At 63.4% G+C, this 17,334-nt stretch carries 15 protein-coding genes; 7 read left to right on the top strand and 8 right to left on the bottom strand.

Annotated features, from left to right (window positions below; translation table 11 throughout):
- Positions 1-13: 13 nt before the first annotated feature.
- The 3 genes from O3656_RS05765 to O3656_RS05755 are packed head-to-tail and all read left to right on the top strand — an operon-like array spanning position 14 to position 2,435.
- Entirely contained in the window at positions 14-868 is an 855-nt protein-coding gene (locus O3656_RS05765) for a D-hexose-6-phosphate mutarotase (RefSeq protein WP_500063036.1), read from the top strand.
- A 47-nt stretch (positions 869-915) separates the two neighbouring features.
- Positions 916-1,494 carry a 1-acyl-sn-glycerol-3-phosphate acyltransferase gene (locus tag O3656_RS05760; RefSeq protein ID WP_500063035.1) on the top strand — a complete coding sequence of 193 codons (579 nt, stop codon included), beginning with the start codon at positions 916-918 and terminating at the stop codon, positions 1,492-1,494.
- Positions 1,491-2,435, top strand: a complete 945-nt coding sequence (locus O3656_RS05755; protein ID WP_500063034.1) for a hypothetical protein — start codon at positions 1,491-1,493, stop codon at positions 2,433-2,435. Before O3656_RS05760 ends, O3656_RS05755 begins: the two co-directional genes overlap by 4 nt.
- A 61-nt stretch (positions 2,436-2,496) precedes the next feature.
- Here the strand turns inward: O3656_RS05755 and O3656_RS05750 are convergent, their stop codons facing one another.
- On the bottom strand, positions 2,497-3,990 hold the full coding sequence (locus tag O3656_RS05750) for a glutamine synthetase family protein (protein ID WP_500063033.1): 1,494 nt from the start codon (positions 3,988-3,990) through the stop codon (positions 2,497-2,499).
- Between the two features lie 187 nt (positions 3,991-4,177).
- On the opposite strand from O3656_RS05750, the gene O3656_RS05745 reads away from it, so the two are divergent.
- Positions 4,178-5,344 (top strand): family 20 glycosylhydrolase, encoded by a 1,167-nt coding sequence (locus tag O3656_RS05745; protein ID WP_500063032.1) that lies wholly within the window; start codon positions 4,178-4,180, stop codon positions 5,342-5,344.
- Between the two features lie 92 nt (positions 5,345-5,436).
- On the opposite strand, the gene O3656_RS05740 is transcribed toward O3656_RS05745, so the two are convergent.
- Positions 5,437-5,901 (bottom strand): MerR family transcriptional regulator, encoded by a 465-nt coding sequence (locus O3656_RS05740; RefSeq protein ID WP_500063031.1) that lies wholly within the window; start codon positions 5,899-5,901, stop codon positions 5,437-5,439.
- Positions 5,902-6,038: 137 nt separating this feature from the next.
- Positions 6,039-6,626: a GNAT family N-acetyltransferase gene (locus O3656_RS05735; protein ID WP_500063030.1), complete on the bottom strand. Its 588-nt coding sequence runs from the start codon at positions 6,624-6,626 to the stop codon at positions 6,039-6,041.
- A gap of 280 nt (positions 6,627-6,906) precedes the next feature.
- Between O3656_RS05735 and O3656_RS05730 the strand changes: the two genes are divergently transcribed.
- Positions 6,907-9,732 (top strand): hypothetical protein, encoded by a 2,826-nt coding sequence (locus O3656_RS05730; RefSeq protein ID WP_500063029.1) that lies wholly within the window; start codon positions 6,907-6,909, stop codon positions 9,730-9,732.
- A gap of 15 nt (positions 9,733-9,747) precedes the next feature.
- On the opposite strand, the gene O3656_RS05725 is transcribed toward O3656_RS05730, so the two are convergent.
- Together O3656_RS05725 and O3656_RS05720 are read right to left on the bottom strand one after the other, a co-directional pair.
- On the bottom strand, positions 9,748-10,824 hold the full coding sequence (locus O3656_RS05725; protein WP_500063028.1) for an EcsC family protein: 1,077 nt from the start codon (positions 10,822-10,824) through the stop codon (positions 9,748-9,750).
- A 66-nt stretch (positions 10,825-10,890) separates the two neighbouring features.
- Positions 10,891-11,976: an EcsC family protein gene (locus O3656_RS05720; RefSeq protein WP_500063027.1), complete on the bottom strand. Its 1,086-nt coding sequence runs from the start codon at positions 11,974-11,976 to the stop codon at positions 10,891-10,893.
- A 107-nt stretch (positions 11,977-12,083) separates the two neighbouring features.
- Here O3656_RS05720 and O3656_RS05715 point away from each other — a divergent pair, with 107 nt between their 5' ends.
- The gene (locus O3656_RS05715) at positions 12,084-12,902 is read left to right on the top strand and encodes a YbjN domain-containing protein (RefSeq protein ID WP_500063026.1); all 819 of its coding nucleotides are present in this window, start codon (positions 12,084-12,086) and stop codon (positions 12,900-12,902) included.
- Positions 12,903-12,960: 58 nt separating this feature from the next.
- Here the strand turns inward: O3656_RS05715 and O3656_RS05710 are convergent, their stop codons facing one another.
- The gene (locus O3656_RS05710) at positions 12,961-14,448 is read right to left on the bottom strand and encodes an alpha-amylase (RefSeq protein WP_500063025.1); all 1,488 of its coding nucleotides are present in this window, start codon (positions 14,446-14,448) and stop codon (positions 12,961-12,963) included.
- 128 nt (positions 14,449-14,576) lie between these two features.
- Positions 14,577-15,587, bottom strand: coding sequence for a hypothetical protein (locus O3656_RS05705; RefSeq protein WP_500063024.1), 1,011 nt, complete (start codon positions 15,585-15,587; stop codon positions 14,577-14,579).
- Between the two features lie 146 nt (positions 15,588-15,733).
- On the opposite strand from O3656_RS05705, the gene O3656_RS05700 reads away from it, so the two are divergent.
- Positions 15,734-16,606 (top strand): EamA family transporter, encoded by an 873-nt coding sequence (locus tag O3656_RS05700; protein WP_500063023.1) that lies wholly within the window; start codon positions 15,734-15,736, stop codon positions 16,604-16,606.
- A gap of 20 nt (positions 16,607-16,626) precedes the next feature.
- Here O3656_RS05700 and O3656_RS05695 read toward each other — a convergent pair.
- On the bottom strand, positions 16,627-17,334 hold a 708-nt coding region (locus O3656_RS05695), incomplete at its 5' end, for a hypothetical protein (RefSeq protein ID WP_500063022.1).

The following is a 17,334-nucleotide window of genomic DNA, read 5'->3' as shown; positions in this document are numbered from 1 at the left end:
TTTACTGAATACTATGACTGACATCGCGACGCTCAGCGCAGAGGTTTCCGCGGCCTCGGCCCTTGTCACCCCCTTCGGTGCACACCTCTTGTCATGGCGCCCCACCGGCCATTCCGATGTCCTGTGGCTTTCCTCCCGCGCGGTGCTTGACGGCACGAAGGCGATCCGCGGCGGCATCCCCCTGTGCCTCCCCTGGTTCGGCAGCCCCACCGATTCGCCGACAAGGCCGGGGGACGGCGCAGGTGCGCACGGGTTTGCCCGCACGTCACTCTGGACGCTACGCTCGTCCGCCCTGCCCGCGGACGACGCCCCGGCCTCGTTCTCCTTCGAGCTGCACCACACGGGCGAAACCTCCTTGCTCTATCCCCATTCGTTCTGCGCACGCCTTGACGTATCCGCGGGGGACGAACTGAACACAACCCTGACTCTCACGAACGAGGACGACCACCCCTTCGCGATCGAGGCGGCCCTACACACCTACCTGCACGTCGGCGACGTCAAGGACGTGACGGTGGAGGGATTGGACGGCGAGCGCTACTACGACAAGGTCCGGGAGCGCTATGCCACCCAGAGCGGCGACATCACCTTCATTGGCCCCACCGACCGCGTCTACACCTCCACGGCGCAGGTCCAGGTCATCGACCCGAAGCTGGGACGGCGTATCGTCGTGCACAAGAACGGCTCGGGCTCGACGATCGTGTGGAATCCCTGGTCGCAGGGCGCTGCCACCATGAGCGACATCGGTGAGGGCGAGTGGCAGAACTTCGTGTGCGTGGAGACGGCGGCGGTGCGCGAGCGGGCGCTCACGCTGTGGCCGGGGCATCCCCACATCATGACGCAGACGCTCGCCGTGGAGTCACTGGACTGACCGCCCCACGGGTAGGATTAGCTCCAGCTACGACCAGAAAGGCCCCCATGGCTCTCACCTCCGCGATCGCGTCCGCGTACCTGTCCGTTTCCCGGTGGAAGCTGACCACCCAGCCCCTGCCGGACAAGGTCATCGTCATCGGTGCTCCGCACACCTCGAATTGGGATGGCGTCTTCATGGCGATTTCCATGTGGAAGTCGGGGCGCACGTTCTCATTCTTGGTGAAGGATTCCGTCGTCAAGGCGCCGCTGCTCGGCTGGTTCGTCAAGAAGATCGGCGCCGTCCCGGTGGAGCGCAGCGCCGCGCACGGCCTCGTCGACCAGGTCGCTTCGCGCATCCGCGAGGCGGATTCATTCACGCTGTGCATCACCCCGAAGGGCACGCGTTCGCGCCGCGATTACTGGAAGTCCGGTTTCTACCGGATCGCGATGGAGGCGGGCGTGCCGATTCAACTCGGCTTTATTGACCGCAACACCCGCACCTTCGGCTGGGGTCCGACGTACCAGCTGACGGGCGACGTGCGCGCCGACATGGAGGTTATCCGCGCGTTTTACGCGGACAAGGTGGGGATCCGCCCGGAGAAGACGTCGGTTCCTCGCCTGCGCGCGGAGGACGAGGCCGCATGAGGTGTGTGCGAGCGTTGCTCGGTACCGCGGGGGCTCTCACCCTGACCGCGGGCGGGGCTGCAACGCTCGCCGACAACCCGACGCAGATCCGCCTGGCCGAGGTCTACGAAATGACGCCGGGCGTCAGCGCGACCCATCAGGTGACGCTGGTGACGGATCAGGCGCTCATTGGCGAGCAGTGTCAGTCGATGGGCACGGCCGCCAAGGCGACGTCTTCCCTCCTCGTGACGGTCGACGGCGTGGACGGGTGCCGTTTCACGTGGGACCTTGAGGACGGCGGCGCTGAGGTCGTCTCGGTCGACGACGGCGGGGTCTTCCACTTCGAGTCGACGTCGACGCGTCTCCTGGAGGGCTTCGCAACGCCCGACGCTGTTGCGTCCATCGAGTCCGTCACTCTGATCGCGCACAGCTCCGTCATCGTCGAGGCCTCGAACGACGGGCAGATCACCACCCCCGGGGCTTCGACGAAGACGGACGCGAGCACGGTCACCTGGCACGATGTCACCGGCAACGTGAGCGCGACGGGCACTGTTGACACCGATGCGCCCACCGCGGCGCCCTCCCCTAGCCCATCGCCGTCGGCACCCGTTGCAGCATCCTCCGACGGGCGGGTGCACACCTCCACTGCACGGTCGCTGACACCGATCGCGGCCATCACGGGCGGCGTCCTTGCGCTGGCTGTCATCACTGGTCTCGCGCGACGATCTGCGCGCTCGCGCCAGGTGGCTGCGGACGCGCAGTTCGAGCGTGACGCTACGCTGCGTGACGCGCAGCGACGCTCCGCTTCGACGCGCAAGAGCGCTGCCACCCCCTACGGGAGGCGGTCTCTCGCGCCGACCTCGTCAACGTCCGAGGAGAATGCACCCGCGAGTGCTCAGGCCTGCGACCGTCCTGACGCTCAGTCAGCCACTGAGCGCTTTTCCCCGCCCGACCACTCTTAGGCGTCCATGGACCACAGTGGCCCCGACCTCGGGGACGAGGTCGGGGCCACTTGTCGATGGATCAGCCGATGTGGAAGTAGCGCTCCACAAGTTCCTCGACTGACACGCGCGAGTCTGCCAGGTCATCACGCAGGTGTTCGTCTCCCAGGTCGATGAGGCGGGACGCCCACGAGTCGATGAGGCCTGCCGGGAAGACATCCTTCGCTTCATAGTCCGCGCGCTGGGCGAGAAGCCTGTCGGCAGCCTCGAAGCAGGAGGCCGGCAGCTGGTCGAGGCCGGGGGTCTGAGAGGCGTCGCCGTCGACCTTGCGCTCACGCGCGTACTCTTCCATGCCCGGCTGTGTCAGGCCGAGACGCGCGGCGACGGCGATGCCTGCAAGAAGCAGGTGGACCGCTGCGGACCCGTCGGGGCTGCGCAGCTCCACCGTCTGAGAGTCATTGGGCAGGTCGGCGATCGGCGGCTCGATGGGGTTGGCATCACGGAACATCGAATCGTCGATGTTCTGCCAGCCGAGTGGGACGCGCACGAGCACGGAACGGTTGCGATCGCCCCAGCAGATCGAGGTCGGTGCTTCCTGGTGGGGAACAAGACGCAGGAACGAGGTGGGGACCGTGTTGCCGAATGCGGTCAGTGATGCCGCATGCGACAGGTAGCCGCCAATCACCTTGAGCGCGGTGTCCGTCAGACCAGACCCCGTCGAGAACTGGTTGACGCCGTCCTTCACGATGCGGGTATGGAAGTGCATGCCGGAACCCGCCTGTCCCACGGCGATCTTCGGCGAGAAGGAGACATGAATGCCATAGGAATGGGCAACTTCGCGCAGCACCCATTTGGCGAGCACCATCTGGTCGGCCGCGTCCAAGGCGTCGACGGGCAGGAACTCGATCTCCTGCTGAACCATCTGACGTCCGTCGGCAACGAAGTTACCGACCTCGGAATGGGCGTACTTCACCGAGGCGCCGATGGCAACGAGGTGTGCGAGTGTCTCCGTGCGCACGTCCTCCCACTTCGAGAAGGGACCGGACTCGTGGTAGCCGCGCTGGGGCTCGACGGGGAATAGTTCTTCTTCTTCCGAGAATAGGTAGTACTCGAGTTCGCCGAGTGCCTGCAGTTCGCAGCCCGTCTCCTCTTTGAGCGCACGCTGCGCCTTGCGCAGGATTTCCTGGGGCGCCGAGGCCAGGGGCTGGCCGTCAACATCGTAGAAGCCACACAGAATATCCACGGTCGGGATGTGCGCGAAGGGATTGAGGAACGCCGTGGCCACGCGCGGCACGACATACAGGTCCGAGGAGGTCGCCTCGACGAATGCGAACAGCGAGGAACCGTCGACGCGTTCTCCGAGCGTCAGCACCCGGTCCAGGTGAGCCTTGGATTGGATCGCGAAGTTCAGGGTCTTCAGACGCCCATCCCCTCCGACATAGCGGAGGTTGAGCATCTGGATGTCATTGTCTTCGATGTAGCCGATGATGTCGGCTTTCGTGAATTCCTTCGCGGGCTTTCCGAGGGCCTGCACCAGCGGGTTGGGGTTCAGAGACACTGTGTCAGTCGACAGCATAAAACACTCCTCTTCGAGTATGACTAGGTTCACATTAGCAGAGGTATTGTATCCCTAAATGACAAACCCGACAGTCGGAAGATATTCACCATTTCCCTTGAAACTGAAGAGATTGACACCCTTTAAACCGACCCTCAGCATAAGTGACGCTTGTTACACTTTAATAAGTCCACCTCTAGGAGACGCAATGGCGACATCACCCTCCCCCTTCCCTCACGATCCCACCAAGCCACCGGCATGCTCGTGGCGCGGCCTCCTCATTGACTCCGCACGCACATTCTGGTCAGTGCCCGTCATGGAGCTCATCATCACCGTCATGGCGCGTTACCGCCTGAACATCCTGCACTGGCATCTGACAGACAACGCAGGCTGGCGTCTCCCAGTACCCGGCTACCCGGCGCTCACATCTGTCGGAGCACAGATTCCACGAAATCCGGCACACTGGTACGACCGCACGTGCACACCCCAGCAATCAGGCTCATGGCGTACGTCACCCGCACGCACCACTCAGGGTTTCTATTCCGACGCAAACATTCGACACCTCGTTCGCTTCGCCGCGCAGCGGGACGTGCGCATCATTCCGGAAATCTCAATCCCATCCGCAGCCGGCGCTGCAATCCGCGCATACCCGCACGTGGGCAACCCCGACCTCGTCTCCCCCCAAGAGGACAACTCAACGCTGTGGCCCCTCGCCTCATCCCTCCAATTCGTCGAGGCCGCCTTCCATCACGCCTGCGATCTATTCCCCTCCCCCATCATCCACATCGGCATACCCCGCACGGACTGGAGCCCATGGGAACGGGACCGACGGCTCGCACGGGCTGGCCTCGGCTCCGGACGAGACATTGAGCGCCTCTTCATCGACAGAGCCATGCGCGTCCTCCACTTCCATGGCCGGCGCGCGGCCGCATGGGACACGGCAATCCACGCCTACGGCGGCCCACCACCTGGGACGATCCTCCTCTCCTCACGCCACAGTGGAACCGAGAACGAGGACGCAGCCACGTCGGGTGCCTCATGGGTACTCGCAGACTCCGACCTGCTAACCCTCAGCCACCCCTCACTCGATTCCTCGTCACCACAGCCCCCACTCACCGCGCGCCAGATCGCCGAGCAGCTCCCGCCCATGCTTCACAGCGAGCGACTCAAAGGCGTCGAGGCCGTTGCCTGGTCCACTTCGGTAACGACCCCAGACCTGCTCTTTTACCACCTCCTCCCCAGGCTCCTCGTCATCGGCGAAATCGCGTGGCACGGGGACGACGCGCTCACCTGGGAGCACCTTGCTCCAACGATCGAGCGAGAGATGGCCTACCTGAGACAACACATCCCCTACTGGACTCCGGGGCGACCATGAATGAGGGCCGCGCATCCAACCGGGATACGCGGCCCCGTGCCCCCTAGCGGGGCGGCGTTCGGAGCAGGCATGAAGACCGCCCCACTAGGCTTTCACGAACGCATTGACCACTTCTTGAGACGCTCCGCGAGCGCGCGCGCATCGATATCCAAGCGCTCAGCTTCTGCGACATCCTCGTGTTTGATCGCGCGCCAGTAAGCAATCTTTGTGCGCAAGAACTCACGACGAAGGTCAATAATCTGCGCCTCCTCCTGGAGGCGGGCATCCTGCTGTTCCAGCCGGGTCACGAACTCGGAGATGTCCCTGTCCCCACCCAGGCCGGAGCGGACATATTCGCGCATGTCCGCGATCGACATCCCGGATGCAGACAGGCACGACACCCAGGTCAGTAGCTCGAGATCATCCTCGGTGTATATGCGATGCCCGCTCGAGGCATCGCGAGCGATGGCAGGAATAACGCTGACATCCTCGTAATAGCGCAGGGTGGACGGGGGCAAGCCAACGAGCGCCGCTACCTCCTTAATGGAGTACGTGCGCCCGGAGCCAGTTCCTGCCATAGCTTCACCCTAAAAGACCTCAAGCCCTTGAAGTCAAGCGGAACTGCGGGACGTGCATCACGCGCTACGACCTGCGAAAAGACTAGGCTGCAGACGAAGGGCCGGAGCACAACGCAATTGACCCGTTGGATCGCTCATCAAAGACGCTCTGCGCGCCTCTGAAAGGACCAAATCGGACATGTTTCATCGCGCATATGTATGTCGAATCGATCCAGAAGCTCACACCCACCATTGAGGTAAAAGCGTGCGTTCTCTTCGGTGGACGTCACAAATCCATACGCGCGCCCACCACGTTTGGCCACATAGTCCGGAAGAACCTGCGAGACGAGCCAACGACCGACACCACGCCCTCGCATCTGCTTATCGACGGAGAGCACCTCCAGATACCAGTCGAAGTCACCTTTCTCAGCCGTCACTTGGTCCCCTGAATCCACAGCGTCCGAGAACTCTTTCACGAGCAAGGGCGATGCATAGCGAAAGAACTCATACCCGCCACTGAGGAAGCTCCGGACAAATCCAACCTTGCGATCGTGCAGGAGTGCCGCGCCCACAACCCGCCCTTCATGCTCAACGACGAGGGCATGACGGACCCGCTGGTACGAATCCGCAAGCATGCGATTGATTACAGTGACGCATTCCGGGTAATGCACCGGCCGGTAGAGGTAGGGCTTCAGCATGATATGCAAGGGATAGTCAAGGAATCCCTCGGTGATAATTCGTGTCATCTCGGGAATATCAGCACGCGTGGCAGGTCGACACTTCACAGGGCCCCTCCTCAGTTCATCAGTTTTTCACCCAACCAGTCATCGAAAACCTGACCTTAGGTAGATACCTGTCATACTACGTGACAGGACACGATCACACCTTGTCAATACAGGACGCGCGCCTTTGACAGCCTCCACACTATTATTTGACGACCGGTCAGTCTAGATCACTACTCGCGCCCCTCGTTGCTTTGTATCCACGAACAGACGATAATCGAGTGGTTCATATCAGGAGGACTGCATGCGATTCTTTCGCGCCCTGTGCGCCACGCTCGGGGCTTTGCTCATCACGTCGACGGTCGTATTCGGCGCTCACGCAGCAGACGCCCCGACCCTATCGGAGGCATACGTCCTCACCAAGGACGGCCAGCTCGTCGACACCTTGACCATCGTCGATCCCTCTCGGACGATGAGTGAATCCACATGCACACCATACGCGGGTAGTTCCACGGACCAGCACGTCGAGTTCGTGACGCACGACGACGCCACTATCTGCCATATGCAGCTGATGTACACGCGCGCCCAGGATGAATCCGAGTTCACCCTCCAGAACTCGGGGACATTCGTGCTCTCCGCTCGCACCGACCAGACCCTTGCCGCGTATCGGAAAACGTTCGGTGCTTCCCTCACTTTCGCCTCCGTGTCTCTCAGCGTCGAAGGCGAAGTGCAGTCCGCAACATCGGGCGCAGCGACCTCTGCAACGACCTACGAGGGACGAGCACTCTCCGTGTCGACGTGGACGGGCACTGTCCCGCAGGTCATCACGGTGAAAGGAACACTTGCCGCCGGCGGGAATCCGTCCGCGGCGGCCGGTGCGAACGCGCTGAAGGATCCGTGGGGCGCAACACCCGTGCCCGGGAGTAAAACAGCCTCCGACAACACAACCCCTGCCTCATCCGATTCCGATTCTTCTTCGGGTCCCTCTCTCGGGCTGCTGATCGCCTTAATCGTCGGCCTCATCGTCATCGTGCTGGTCGTCGTCATCATCATTTACGTGGTTCGCTCGAAGCGCTCGAAGGAGTCCGCGCAGGGCGTGGGACAGAGCGCATCTCCATCCCACGCACGTCGCCCGAGCGCCCCTCAGGGGACGCAGGCCTCGGGGCCCTACGCTCCGGAGCGATCCGCAGACATGTCACCACGGACTGCCACCGCCCCGGCGGTGGATCAGGGCCGAGGAGCAACGGTTTCGCCCGAGGAGGCGCGACGCCCCTCCGCAGCCGATTCGTCTGCGCTCGATCTCGCCTCGCTCCCACAGCCCAAGCCGCGTGATACCGGCTTTGTCTGGCAGCACAAGTCGCGTCCCGAACCTGCGGCTCCCGCACCCGAGGCTCCCGTTCAGGGAGCGAAGCCTCCGAAGCGCAGGCGCTCGCGCAACGGGCACCGCCCCGCCGTTTTCCCTGCGCAGCCGACACAGCCGATGCAGCCGATGGCTCAGGGGTCGGATGCACCTGCTGCGAACTATGCTCCGGGTTTCCCCCAGGGGCAGGACGCCACTGCGATTACAGGCACCCCCCAGCCTCGCTCCGATCGCTATGTGCCCTCAGCTCCGGCAGATCCTGCTCCCGCGCCCGCTCCTGCGCCCGCCGGGGACATCCCGGCTGAGCAGGTCTCGACGGCTAAGGCCGTCACGCGCGAGGCCGAGGTCTACCACGAGCACCCGGCAACTGAGCGTGCCCATAGCGAGTCGCGCGTCTCGGACCCTGTGCCGGTGCCGCCCGCAGACCAAGATGATGCTCCTGCAACAATGCTGATCCCGAAGGTTCGGCATGCCGTCGCACCTGAGCCAGAACCCATCGTTGTTCCTCAGCCCGAGCCTAAGCCCGAAGCGATCGCCATCCCCCAGCCTGAACCGGAGCCGGAACCCATCGTCGTTCCTCAGCCCGAGCCTGAACCGATCGTCATCCCCCAGCCCGAACCGGAACCGGAGCAGGAACCCGTCCCCGTACCCGAGCCCGAGCCGGAACTCATCGTCGTTCCTCAGCCCGAGCCCGAGCCGATCATCATCCCCCAGCCCGAACCGGAACCGGAGCCGGAACCCATCGTTGTTCCTCAGCCCGAACCGGAACCCGTCATCGTACCCGAGGCCGAACCCGAGACAATTCCGACACCGACGCGCATTCCAATTCCGCGACTCGCGCCGGTCACGATTCCTCAGGTCGTGCCTTCACCCGAGCCCGAGCCGGAGCCGATTGTGGTTCCCGAACCGGAACCCATCGTCGCACCCGAGCCCGAGCCGGAGCCGATTGCGGTTCCCGAGCCCGAGCCCGAGCCGATTGTGGTTCCCGAGCCCGAGCCCGAGCCGGTTGTGGTTCCCGAACCGGAACCCATCGTCGCACCCGAGCCCGAGCCGGAGCCGATTGTGGTTCCCGAACCGGAACCCATCGTCGCACCCGAGCCCGAGCCGGAGCCGATTGCGGTTCCCGAGCCCGAGCCACAGCCTGAGCCGGAGCCGGAGCCCGAACCCGTCATTGCGCCCGAGCCCGTATCCGCACCTACGCAGCAGGCCTCGTTCGTTCCCGTGATCGATGACGGCGAGCTACCGACCGCCCAGATCCCGCGTGTTCGCCGAGTGAATTCCTTCGATTGGTCTGCACCTTCACGTACGGAGGCCGCACCAGCCGCGCCCGAACAGGCGGCTGCTTCCGTTCCGCCGGCCGCGCCGTACACGCCTGCAACGCCTCGGGTCGCGCAGACACAGGAGCCTCAGACGTCCATGCCGCAGGCTCCGTTCGTGCCGCAGACTCCGGCCATGCCGCAGGCTCCCCAGGCACCCGTCGCCCCGCAGCCGTCCGTCACGCCCCAGGCACCGGCGGTACCCGCCCAATTCCAGGAAGATTGGAACTCCGAATTCTCATGGAATGAGGAGGCGCGCCGCGAACAGGAGGGCGAGTCGAAGCGCCGCAAGCGCTGGGGTTGGGGCAAGCGCCGCAAGCAGCGCGAGGACCACAACGACGCCATTGAGGCGGAGAACGAGGACCAGGCCTCGTCCGCGCGTATGCCGATGATCTCGGTCGACGCTCAGGACGACGACTGGAACGACTGGCAGAACTGGAACTCGAGGAGCTAACCCAACCGGGGCGCGCTAGCGGCGCTTGTCGGCCTTGGCGAGCTCGATGTAGCGCGTGACTTCCGTATCCAGATCCTCTTCATCGTCTGCTTCTTCACCATCGGACGCGGAGTCATCCTGTCCGTATCGTTCGATCAGAAGACGTTCACGGTAGAGATGGTCGGCGGTCACGCCAATGGTGCGCATGAGGGAGGCGTTGAGGACCATGCCGACGATGATGCCGATAATCGGCAGGATCTGCGCCATCTTCATGCCGACGAGACGCGCTCCGAGAGCCGCGAAGAGAGAGTTCACGGATGCGGTCAGCGCATTGTTCCCGACGCTCTCCATCGATCCGCGTTTGGTGAGCTTGCGTACCACCTTGTTAAACACAAGCATCGAGGTCTTCTCCTCGACGACATGGTCATCAGCCGTGCTTCGCGGGGCGATCGCCTGGGATAAAACCATCGCGGAAAACAGCTTTTCCGTTGGATCCTTCGTGTCATACCCGTAGTACGCAGCCGTGTGTGACACGAGGCGCGCAGAGGAGGCCAGGAACGTCGCGATATCAAGTCCGATGACCCCTGCAATCACACCAACACCGGGTGCCGAAGCGATGCCCAGACCGAGGATGGCCGCAACCGCCCCTCCCGTCGCGAATACGCTGCTCACCGCTCCTTCCGTCGCGGTAACGGCGGCATATCCCACCTTCAGGTGGGGCCTGACCGATTGGATCTCTGCCAGGTCCAGGTTTCGGATGTCCTCGAGACACTCCACGTCGTTGCCGGCCCTGCGATACGCCTTCACGATTCGTTCGCGTCGAACCGATGATTCAGCGGCTGCTGTCGCCTTCTCGACGAGCCCCAGGACAGCCGATGAGATCCAGCCGGCAACCGTAGCGACGCCGGGCATCTTGCCCGCGAAGCCAACCACTTTTTTCAAAGGGGTGAGCACGTACGAACGGATGCGCTGAGTGATGACTCGAGGACTGCGAGGGTTAACCTGAGCGGCCTTCCATTCCTGGATCGCATCCCACTGAGCACGATCGTCGTCAGTCATGCGCTGCCGAATATCGTCGCGCGTACTGTTCTCTTCCTCCGGCTGATCCGTCATACCCCAAGCCTACAACGGTTACAAAAAAGAGGCCCACGTCACAGAGGGAGTGGGACTGCCACTCCTCTACGGGTGACTCTCTGCCTCGGCGAGTTCGACGTAACGCGCGACGTCGACGCTCAGCTCCTGAGGCCCGGTTGATGGCACGAGGTCCGTCGACGTGCCGCTCGCTTGCACGTGGCCGTAACGCTCTGCGAGGAAACGTTCCCGGTAGAGATGATCTGCCGTCTCCCCGATGGTGCGCATGAGCGCCGCGTTAAGCCCTGCGCTCACGACGATTCCGGCGACGGGAACGATCTGCGCGAGCTTGCGGCTTGCCAGACGAACGCCCATCGCTGAGAAGAGTGATTTCATGGCGCTCACGATCGCGCTTCCGCCGAGCGACTCGAGGGATCCCTTGCGCGCGAGGTCGCGCATCACCTGGTTGAAGGCGAGCATCGTCGCCTGCTTTTCGACGACGAAGTCACGCCCGCTGCCGGCCGGGTCGATCGCCTGGGAGAGGACCATCGTGGAAAAGAGGCGCTCTGAGGGATCCTCGGAGTCGTAGCCGTAGTAGGCAGCGGTGTGGGCGACGAGACGCGTGGCCGCCGCCAGAAAGGTCGTGATATCGACGGCCATCGCCGAGGCCGTGACACCCACGCCGGGCGCCGACGCGACCCCCATGCCGAGCACAGCGGCGAGAGAGCCCCCGGAGGCGAACACGCCGCTGACCGCCCCCTCCGCGGCTGCCGTACCCGAGTATGCGAGGCTCAGGCGAGGCTTGACCGCGAGCACCTGGTCGAGGGGCAGGGAGCGGATGTCTCGCAGGCTTGTCACGTCGTGTCCGGCCGCGCGATAAGCCTTGAGGATGCGCGTGCGGCGCACCGAGGCCTCGGACGCGGAGGCAGCCAGCTCGACCAGTCCGAGGGCTGCGGAAGACATGGTTCGGGTCAACGCCTCCCCGCCGGGAACCTTGCGCGCAATGGACACTGCTTTGCCCACCGGTGCCAGGGCTGCCGACTTCATCTTCTGCGTGATAGCGCGGGGGCGTTTGTCGCTCAGCTGGGAGGCTTTCCACTGCTGGATTTCGTCCCACTGGGCGGCGTCGGCCTCGCTCATACGCGCACGCAGGTCGTCGTTCACGCGGTCCTCATTCATGCCGGTCTGGTCCATCCTGTCAGCCTACACAGCGAGCGGGCCATCAGCGGCTCAGAGCCGACACGCGCCCTGTTATGCTTGTGATCAGGCAGTCACATTCGGCATCGTTTGAAGGAGATTCCGTGGATTCTCGCTCGTCGCTCATCGACCAGATTAATCTCTTGCACGAGGAGAAGGAACACCAAAAGATCATCGCGCTCATCGAGGGACAGCCCCCGTCGGTGATGGATTACGAGCTGACGAGTCTGCTGGCGCGCGCCTACATTAACTACGCACAGCCCTACATGGATTCGTTCCGCGATCACATCACACACGCGATCGAGCTGCTGCGCAGCGTCGAAGCTGAAGGCATGGCGGACCCACGCTGGTACTACCGGATTGGCACAGCCCTGTACTGGCAGGACGAGGAGGAGAGCGCGCTGACGTACCTGGAGCAGTGCGTCGCCATGGATCCGACCAACGAGGACGCGCCGGAAATCATCGCCGAGTGCAAGGCCGCCATTTCGCGCCGCACCATTGTGCGTCCGCTCAACGTGCAACGACTGATCGATTACTTCGACCGTAACGACTTCAACTACAGGGTGGAAGACCAGAGCCTGCACATGGGTATCGGGCGCGGCTACTTCATCTTTTCGATCGCGAACGATGGCACGGACCTGAGCATGTGGGCCGCGATCCCCGAGGACGTGTCGATGGAGCTTCGTCAGCGCCTCATTCAGGCGTGCAATGACTGGAACGGAGCAACCACGTGGCCGAAGGTCTACGTGGCGTCGCTGGACGACGGCCGTCAGCGCCTGTGCGCCGAGCAGTTCGTCACCGCCCGCTACGGGCTCACGGACGCGCAGGTCTCGACCAGCATCGAGCGTTTCGTCGCGTCGGCCGAGGCCTTTTTCAAGGATCAGATCGAACGCATTCCCGCCCTGGGTGGCACCCAGGAGTAGCGCTCGTACGCACGTTTCCCGGCCTCGTCGACGGGGACGAGGCCGGGGCGCGATGCGCTCACGCGCGCGGCACGTAGACGCTGAGGCCTCCGTCGCTCACGGTGCCCGTGAGGGTCCCATCGTCCGCGACACGCACGCTCGGGTGGCCGCCGATGACGCATTCCCACTCCTGGCCTGCGTGGCGCTGACCCACGTAGAGGGTCTTCTCGGCGGCCATCCGGTCGGAGAGGATGACGGCGCAGCCGGAGCCGGGAATCTCCTCGGTACCTTCGCGGGCGAAGCCGACCACGTCGGCATCGTCGAAAGCGTTGTGCTGCGGGCCGACTGCCGCGCGGGAGCGGACTGACATGAGGGTCGGTAGTTCGCGCACGGCGGGCAGGTCATCGGACTCAGGGGACCCCAGGAGGTCACCCCAAAAGACGCACGGAACCCCGGCCTCGTTGAAGAGGATGATGGCGTAGGCGGCCGCCTTGAACCAGGGGGCAACCGTTGAGGCCAGCGACTGGCCGGGCTGGGTGTCGTGGTTCTCGACGAACGTGACGGACTGGTCGGGGTGGGACGCCGTCAGCGTGTTCTCCCACAGTCGGGACAGGTCAACGTTGCCGTCCGAAATCGACGCGTCGTGGAGGTGGTAGTGCAGGGGGACGTCGAAGAGCATGACGTTGGGGACCCGCTCCAGGTAGCCCTCGAGCTCGCGCACGTCGCCGCTCCAGTACTCGCCGACAGCGGGCAGGCGGCGCCCCGTCGAGGCGCGCAGGTCTTCGAGCCAGCGGGCGTAGAAGTCGGAACCCACGTGCTTGACGGCGTCCAGACGCAGCGCGTCCACGCCGGTCGTCTCGACGTACCAGCGACCCCAGCGGTCCAGCTCCTCGCTGACGCGGGGCTCGGTGACGTGCACGTCGCAGCCCATGAGGTAGTCGAAGTTGCCGAACTCAGTGTCGACGGACTCGTTCCAGTGTTTGCCTTCGAAGAGCCACAGGCCGTTGCGCTTCGTGGCTTCATCCCAGTCGATGCCGTGGAAGCACGTCCAGTCCCACGTGAAATCCGAGTACGCGCCCGCGCGCCCCGGGAACGTGAAACGGGTCCACGCCTCGATCGTCTCGGGCTCGCCGATCGCCTCGTGACGGTTCTGGGGGTTGATCGGGGTGGCTCGCACGGTCTCGGTCGCGTCGGCGCCCATGCGGTGGTTGAGGACGATGTCGGCGCACACGGCGATACCCGCCTCATGCAGGGCCTCGATAGCGGCCAGATATTCGTCCCTCGTCCCGTACTTCGTGGGCACGGAACCGCGCTGGTCAAACTCACCCAGGTCGTACAGATCGTAGACACCGTAGCCGACGTCGTCGATTCCCTCGTGTCCCTTGTAGGCAGGCGGCAGCCAAATAATGGTGACGCCCAGGTCCGCGATCGCCCGGGCGTGCTCGGCGAGGTAGCGCCAGTGGCTGGCGTCCGGGGCCATGTCCCAGGCGAATGCCTGCAGGATCAGGGGGCCCGCCTCGGTCTGGGACGAGGCCAGGGCCGGTTTCGTCGTCTCATTCACCCGCATATGGTGGCAGGTTTTCCCACTCTCGGGGCAGAAAAAGTAGGAAACAGTGGCCCGTTAAACACTGCGCCGAGGCCTGCGCTTCGTTCGCGGTTAAGCGCCTCCCCGGCCCCGGCCTCGTCACCGAGATGCTACTTATTCCAACCGAAGAGGCCCTTGACGCCGCTGGTGACACCCGACGCTGCACTCACCACGCCAACCGCAGCGATCCCAACTCTCCCTTGGAAAGCCGCATCGACAGCACCCACGATGCTCTGTTCCTGTTCGACAGAGTTCGCTGCTGTGATGACCCGCTTCCACATCTCATTATCAATACCGGGAGGAGGAAGCTCGCGCAGGTGTTTCTTCAGTCGAGATGACTGCGACTGAAGCGACATAAAAGTCAAGCCACTCGATACAACACCACCAATGACGGGGAGCACCTTTGAGAATCCCTGAGTAAAGGCTTTCTTGGTCAGATTGACGCCGATATACTGCAGAGTCTTTTTAGCAGCCCGGTACCATGATGTCTTCACCAGGAACTGCTTAGTCACTTGTTTTTTTACCGTGTCCATCACAGCCGAACTGGCGAATGAGGAAAGGGACATGGCGGCTTCCTCAACGTCGAGCATCACACCAAAGAAAATAGCGACGATCCCGATCGTCCCGTCATCCACCTCTTCCTTCGCACTAAGCAATTCGGGCCATCCGTAGAGGTATGCAAGCTTCTGCACGATCCTGAAGGCATGCACGTAGTACTGCGTGATGTCAGCGGGAATCGTCCCGAGCATCGCAAATCCTCCGGGGATACCCGCCGCGAAGGACATTGCTGCGGATTTGTTCGTCTCGTAGGAGATAGCTTGCTCAGCCAGCCTATCGAGATCAGCTAGCGGGACACCAGCGAACGCAGGGCTGGTGTCGATCGCCCTCCGAATCACCTCTTCGGGCACACCGCGCTCACGCAGTTCCTGGCGCAGGAAGTCGTCGCGGTTGATGCACACGCCGGGCACGCGCACGACCTTCTTCAGGAATTCGACCGCATGCTGTTCAGCCTCGCTCCGTTGAGATGCCGTCAAGTCCCCACCGCTTGTTTCACGCTGGAGGTCTCGCCCATTCCCGACGTTTTCACCATGAGCACCCGGTTTGTTGAGGCTGCCCCACATGTCATTCCTTTACACCGCGTTGTGACCCCAACACGAGGCCTGGATACGCGACAACTATAACGTACTTTTTCCGCAGTCTGGTGCACATGACACACCGTCATCTCTCTCAGATGCGCTGCCTTTCATTCCGGGCCTAGGCTGATCTCATGTGGATCGTCGCGGCCTGCCTGTCTGCCCTGTTTGCAGGATTGACGTCCGTCCTCGCCAAGGCGGGCGTCGCCTCGACGAATTCGACCGTCGCGACGGCGCTGCGCACGGTCATCGTCGCCGTTGGCGCGTGGGGCATGGCGCTTCTGACCGGCTCCGCTTCCTGCGTTGCGTCTATCGGTGGGACTTCTGCGCTGTTCCTGGTTCTGTCCGGACTGGCGACGGGGGCTTCGTGGCTGTGTTACTTCGCGGCACTGTCTCGAGGGGATGTCTCCCGCGTCGCCCCCATCGACAAGCTGTCGACGGTCCTCGCGATCATCCTCGCGCTCGTTTTACTGGGCGAACCCGTGAGCCTGTGGGGTGTCATCGGGATCGCCACCATCACGGCGGGAACGCTTCTCATGGTGGAGCCCTCCGACCTCTCAGGCCTGCCGCGTGCGCTGCACGGGGGTGGCAGCTGGCTGACGTTTGCGCTCGCGTCTGCGCTGTTCGCCGCGTTGACGTCGATCCTCGGGAAGGTCGGCATTTCGGGGGTGGATCCGACGCTTGGAACTGCGGTGCGCACCCTCGTGGTGCTGGCGATGGCGTGGGCGATCGTTGGCGCGCAGGGGCGGATGGGCGAGGTTCGGCTGCCCCCCGGCCGGGAGGTCGCGTTTATCGTCGCGTCGGGCGCTGCGACGTGCGCGTCGTGGCTGGCCTACTATCACGCGCTGAAGGATGGGCCTGCATCCGTCGTGGTGCCCATCGACAAGCTGTCGATTCTCGTGACGGTCGCAGTGTCGGCCGCGGCGTTTCACGAGCGTTTCACGCGGCGCTACCTGCTCGGCCTCGCCCTCATGTGCGCGGGAACTGTCGCCATGGTGGTGGCGTAGGTCCTTACCCACACGGCCATCTAGTGGCCTTGTTTTTCTTCCCAGGTGTCGGTGTTGGAGACGGTGAGGTGGTCGAGGTAGAAGGGGCCGGTCGTTTCCGTTGTGGTGACGAGGCCGTTGATGGTTTGGGTTTCTCCGGTGAAGGGGTTGGTGGCCGTGCCGCTCCACGTGGTGGTCAGGGTGATGGTGCGGGTGGCGTCGGGGTAGGGGCCGTCGAAGCGCGAGCGCCACCCGTTAGGCGGTGTGTAGTAGTGGCGGATGAGCCTAGGGTCCTTGTTCAGGTCCATGCCCTTCTCGTATGGCATTCCGTGGTAGGCGGTGACGGTGTTCGGGGTGCCGTCACCCCAGTCCCACTCGTAACTAGTGGCTCTGAGAGTGATGGTAATGTCGTGGCCCAGCAGGTTGATCGTGTGGGTCTGTGTGGGGTGGGTGGCTGCCACGATCGTGGGAATGTACTTGTTCGTAAACGACACCTTCGACGGCCGCTTATGCAAACCCGCACCATCAGCGTGAATGATCGTGGCCGCAGCCAGGAGAATCTCGCGAGTCGTCGGAACACGTTGAGGATTGGCTTCCTCTCCATGCTCTGGCGGAGGATAGGCGCAAATAGCGACGCGTAAGTAGTCAGGGACATCCGGGTCTTGCGAGTCAGCAGCACAGTGAGCCCAGTCGACGTAGTGATCAGCCTCAGCCGTCGGCGTTCTCGTATTAGACTGACGGATTGTGTC

Origin of the sequence: Pauljensenia sp. 27098_8_83 (genome assembly GCF_041432695.1) — a bacterium.
Lineage (GTDB): Bacteria > Actinomycetota > Actinomycetes > Actinomycetales > Actinomycetaceae > Pauljensenia.
This window is presented reverse-complemented; position numbering and strand designations above follow the sequence as displayed.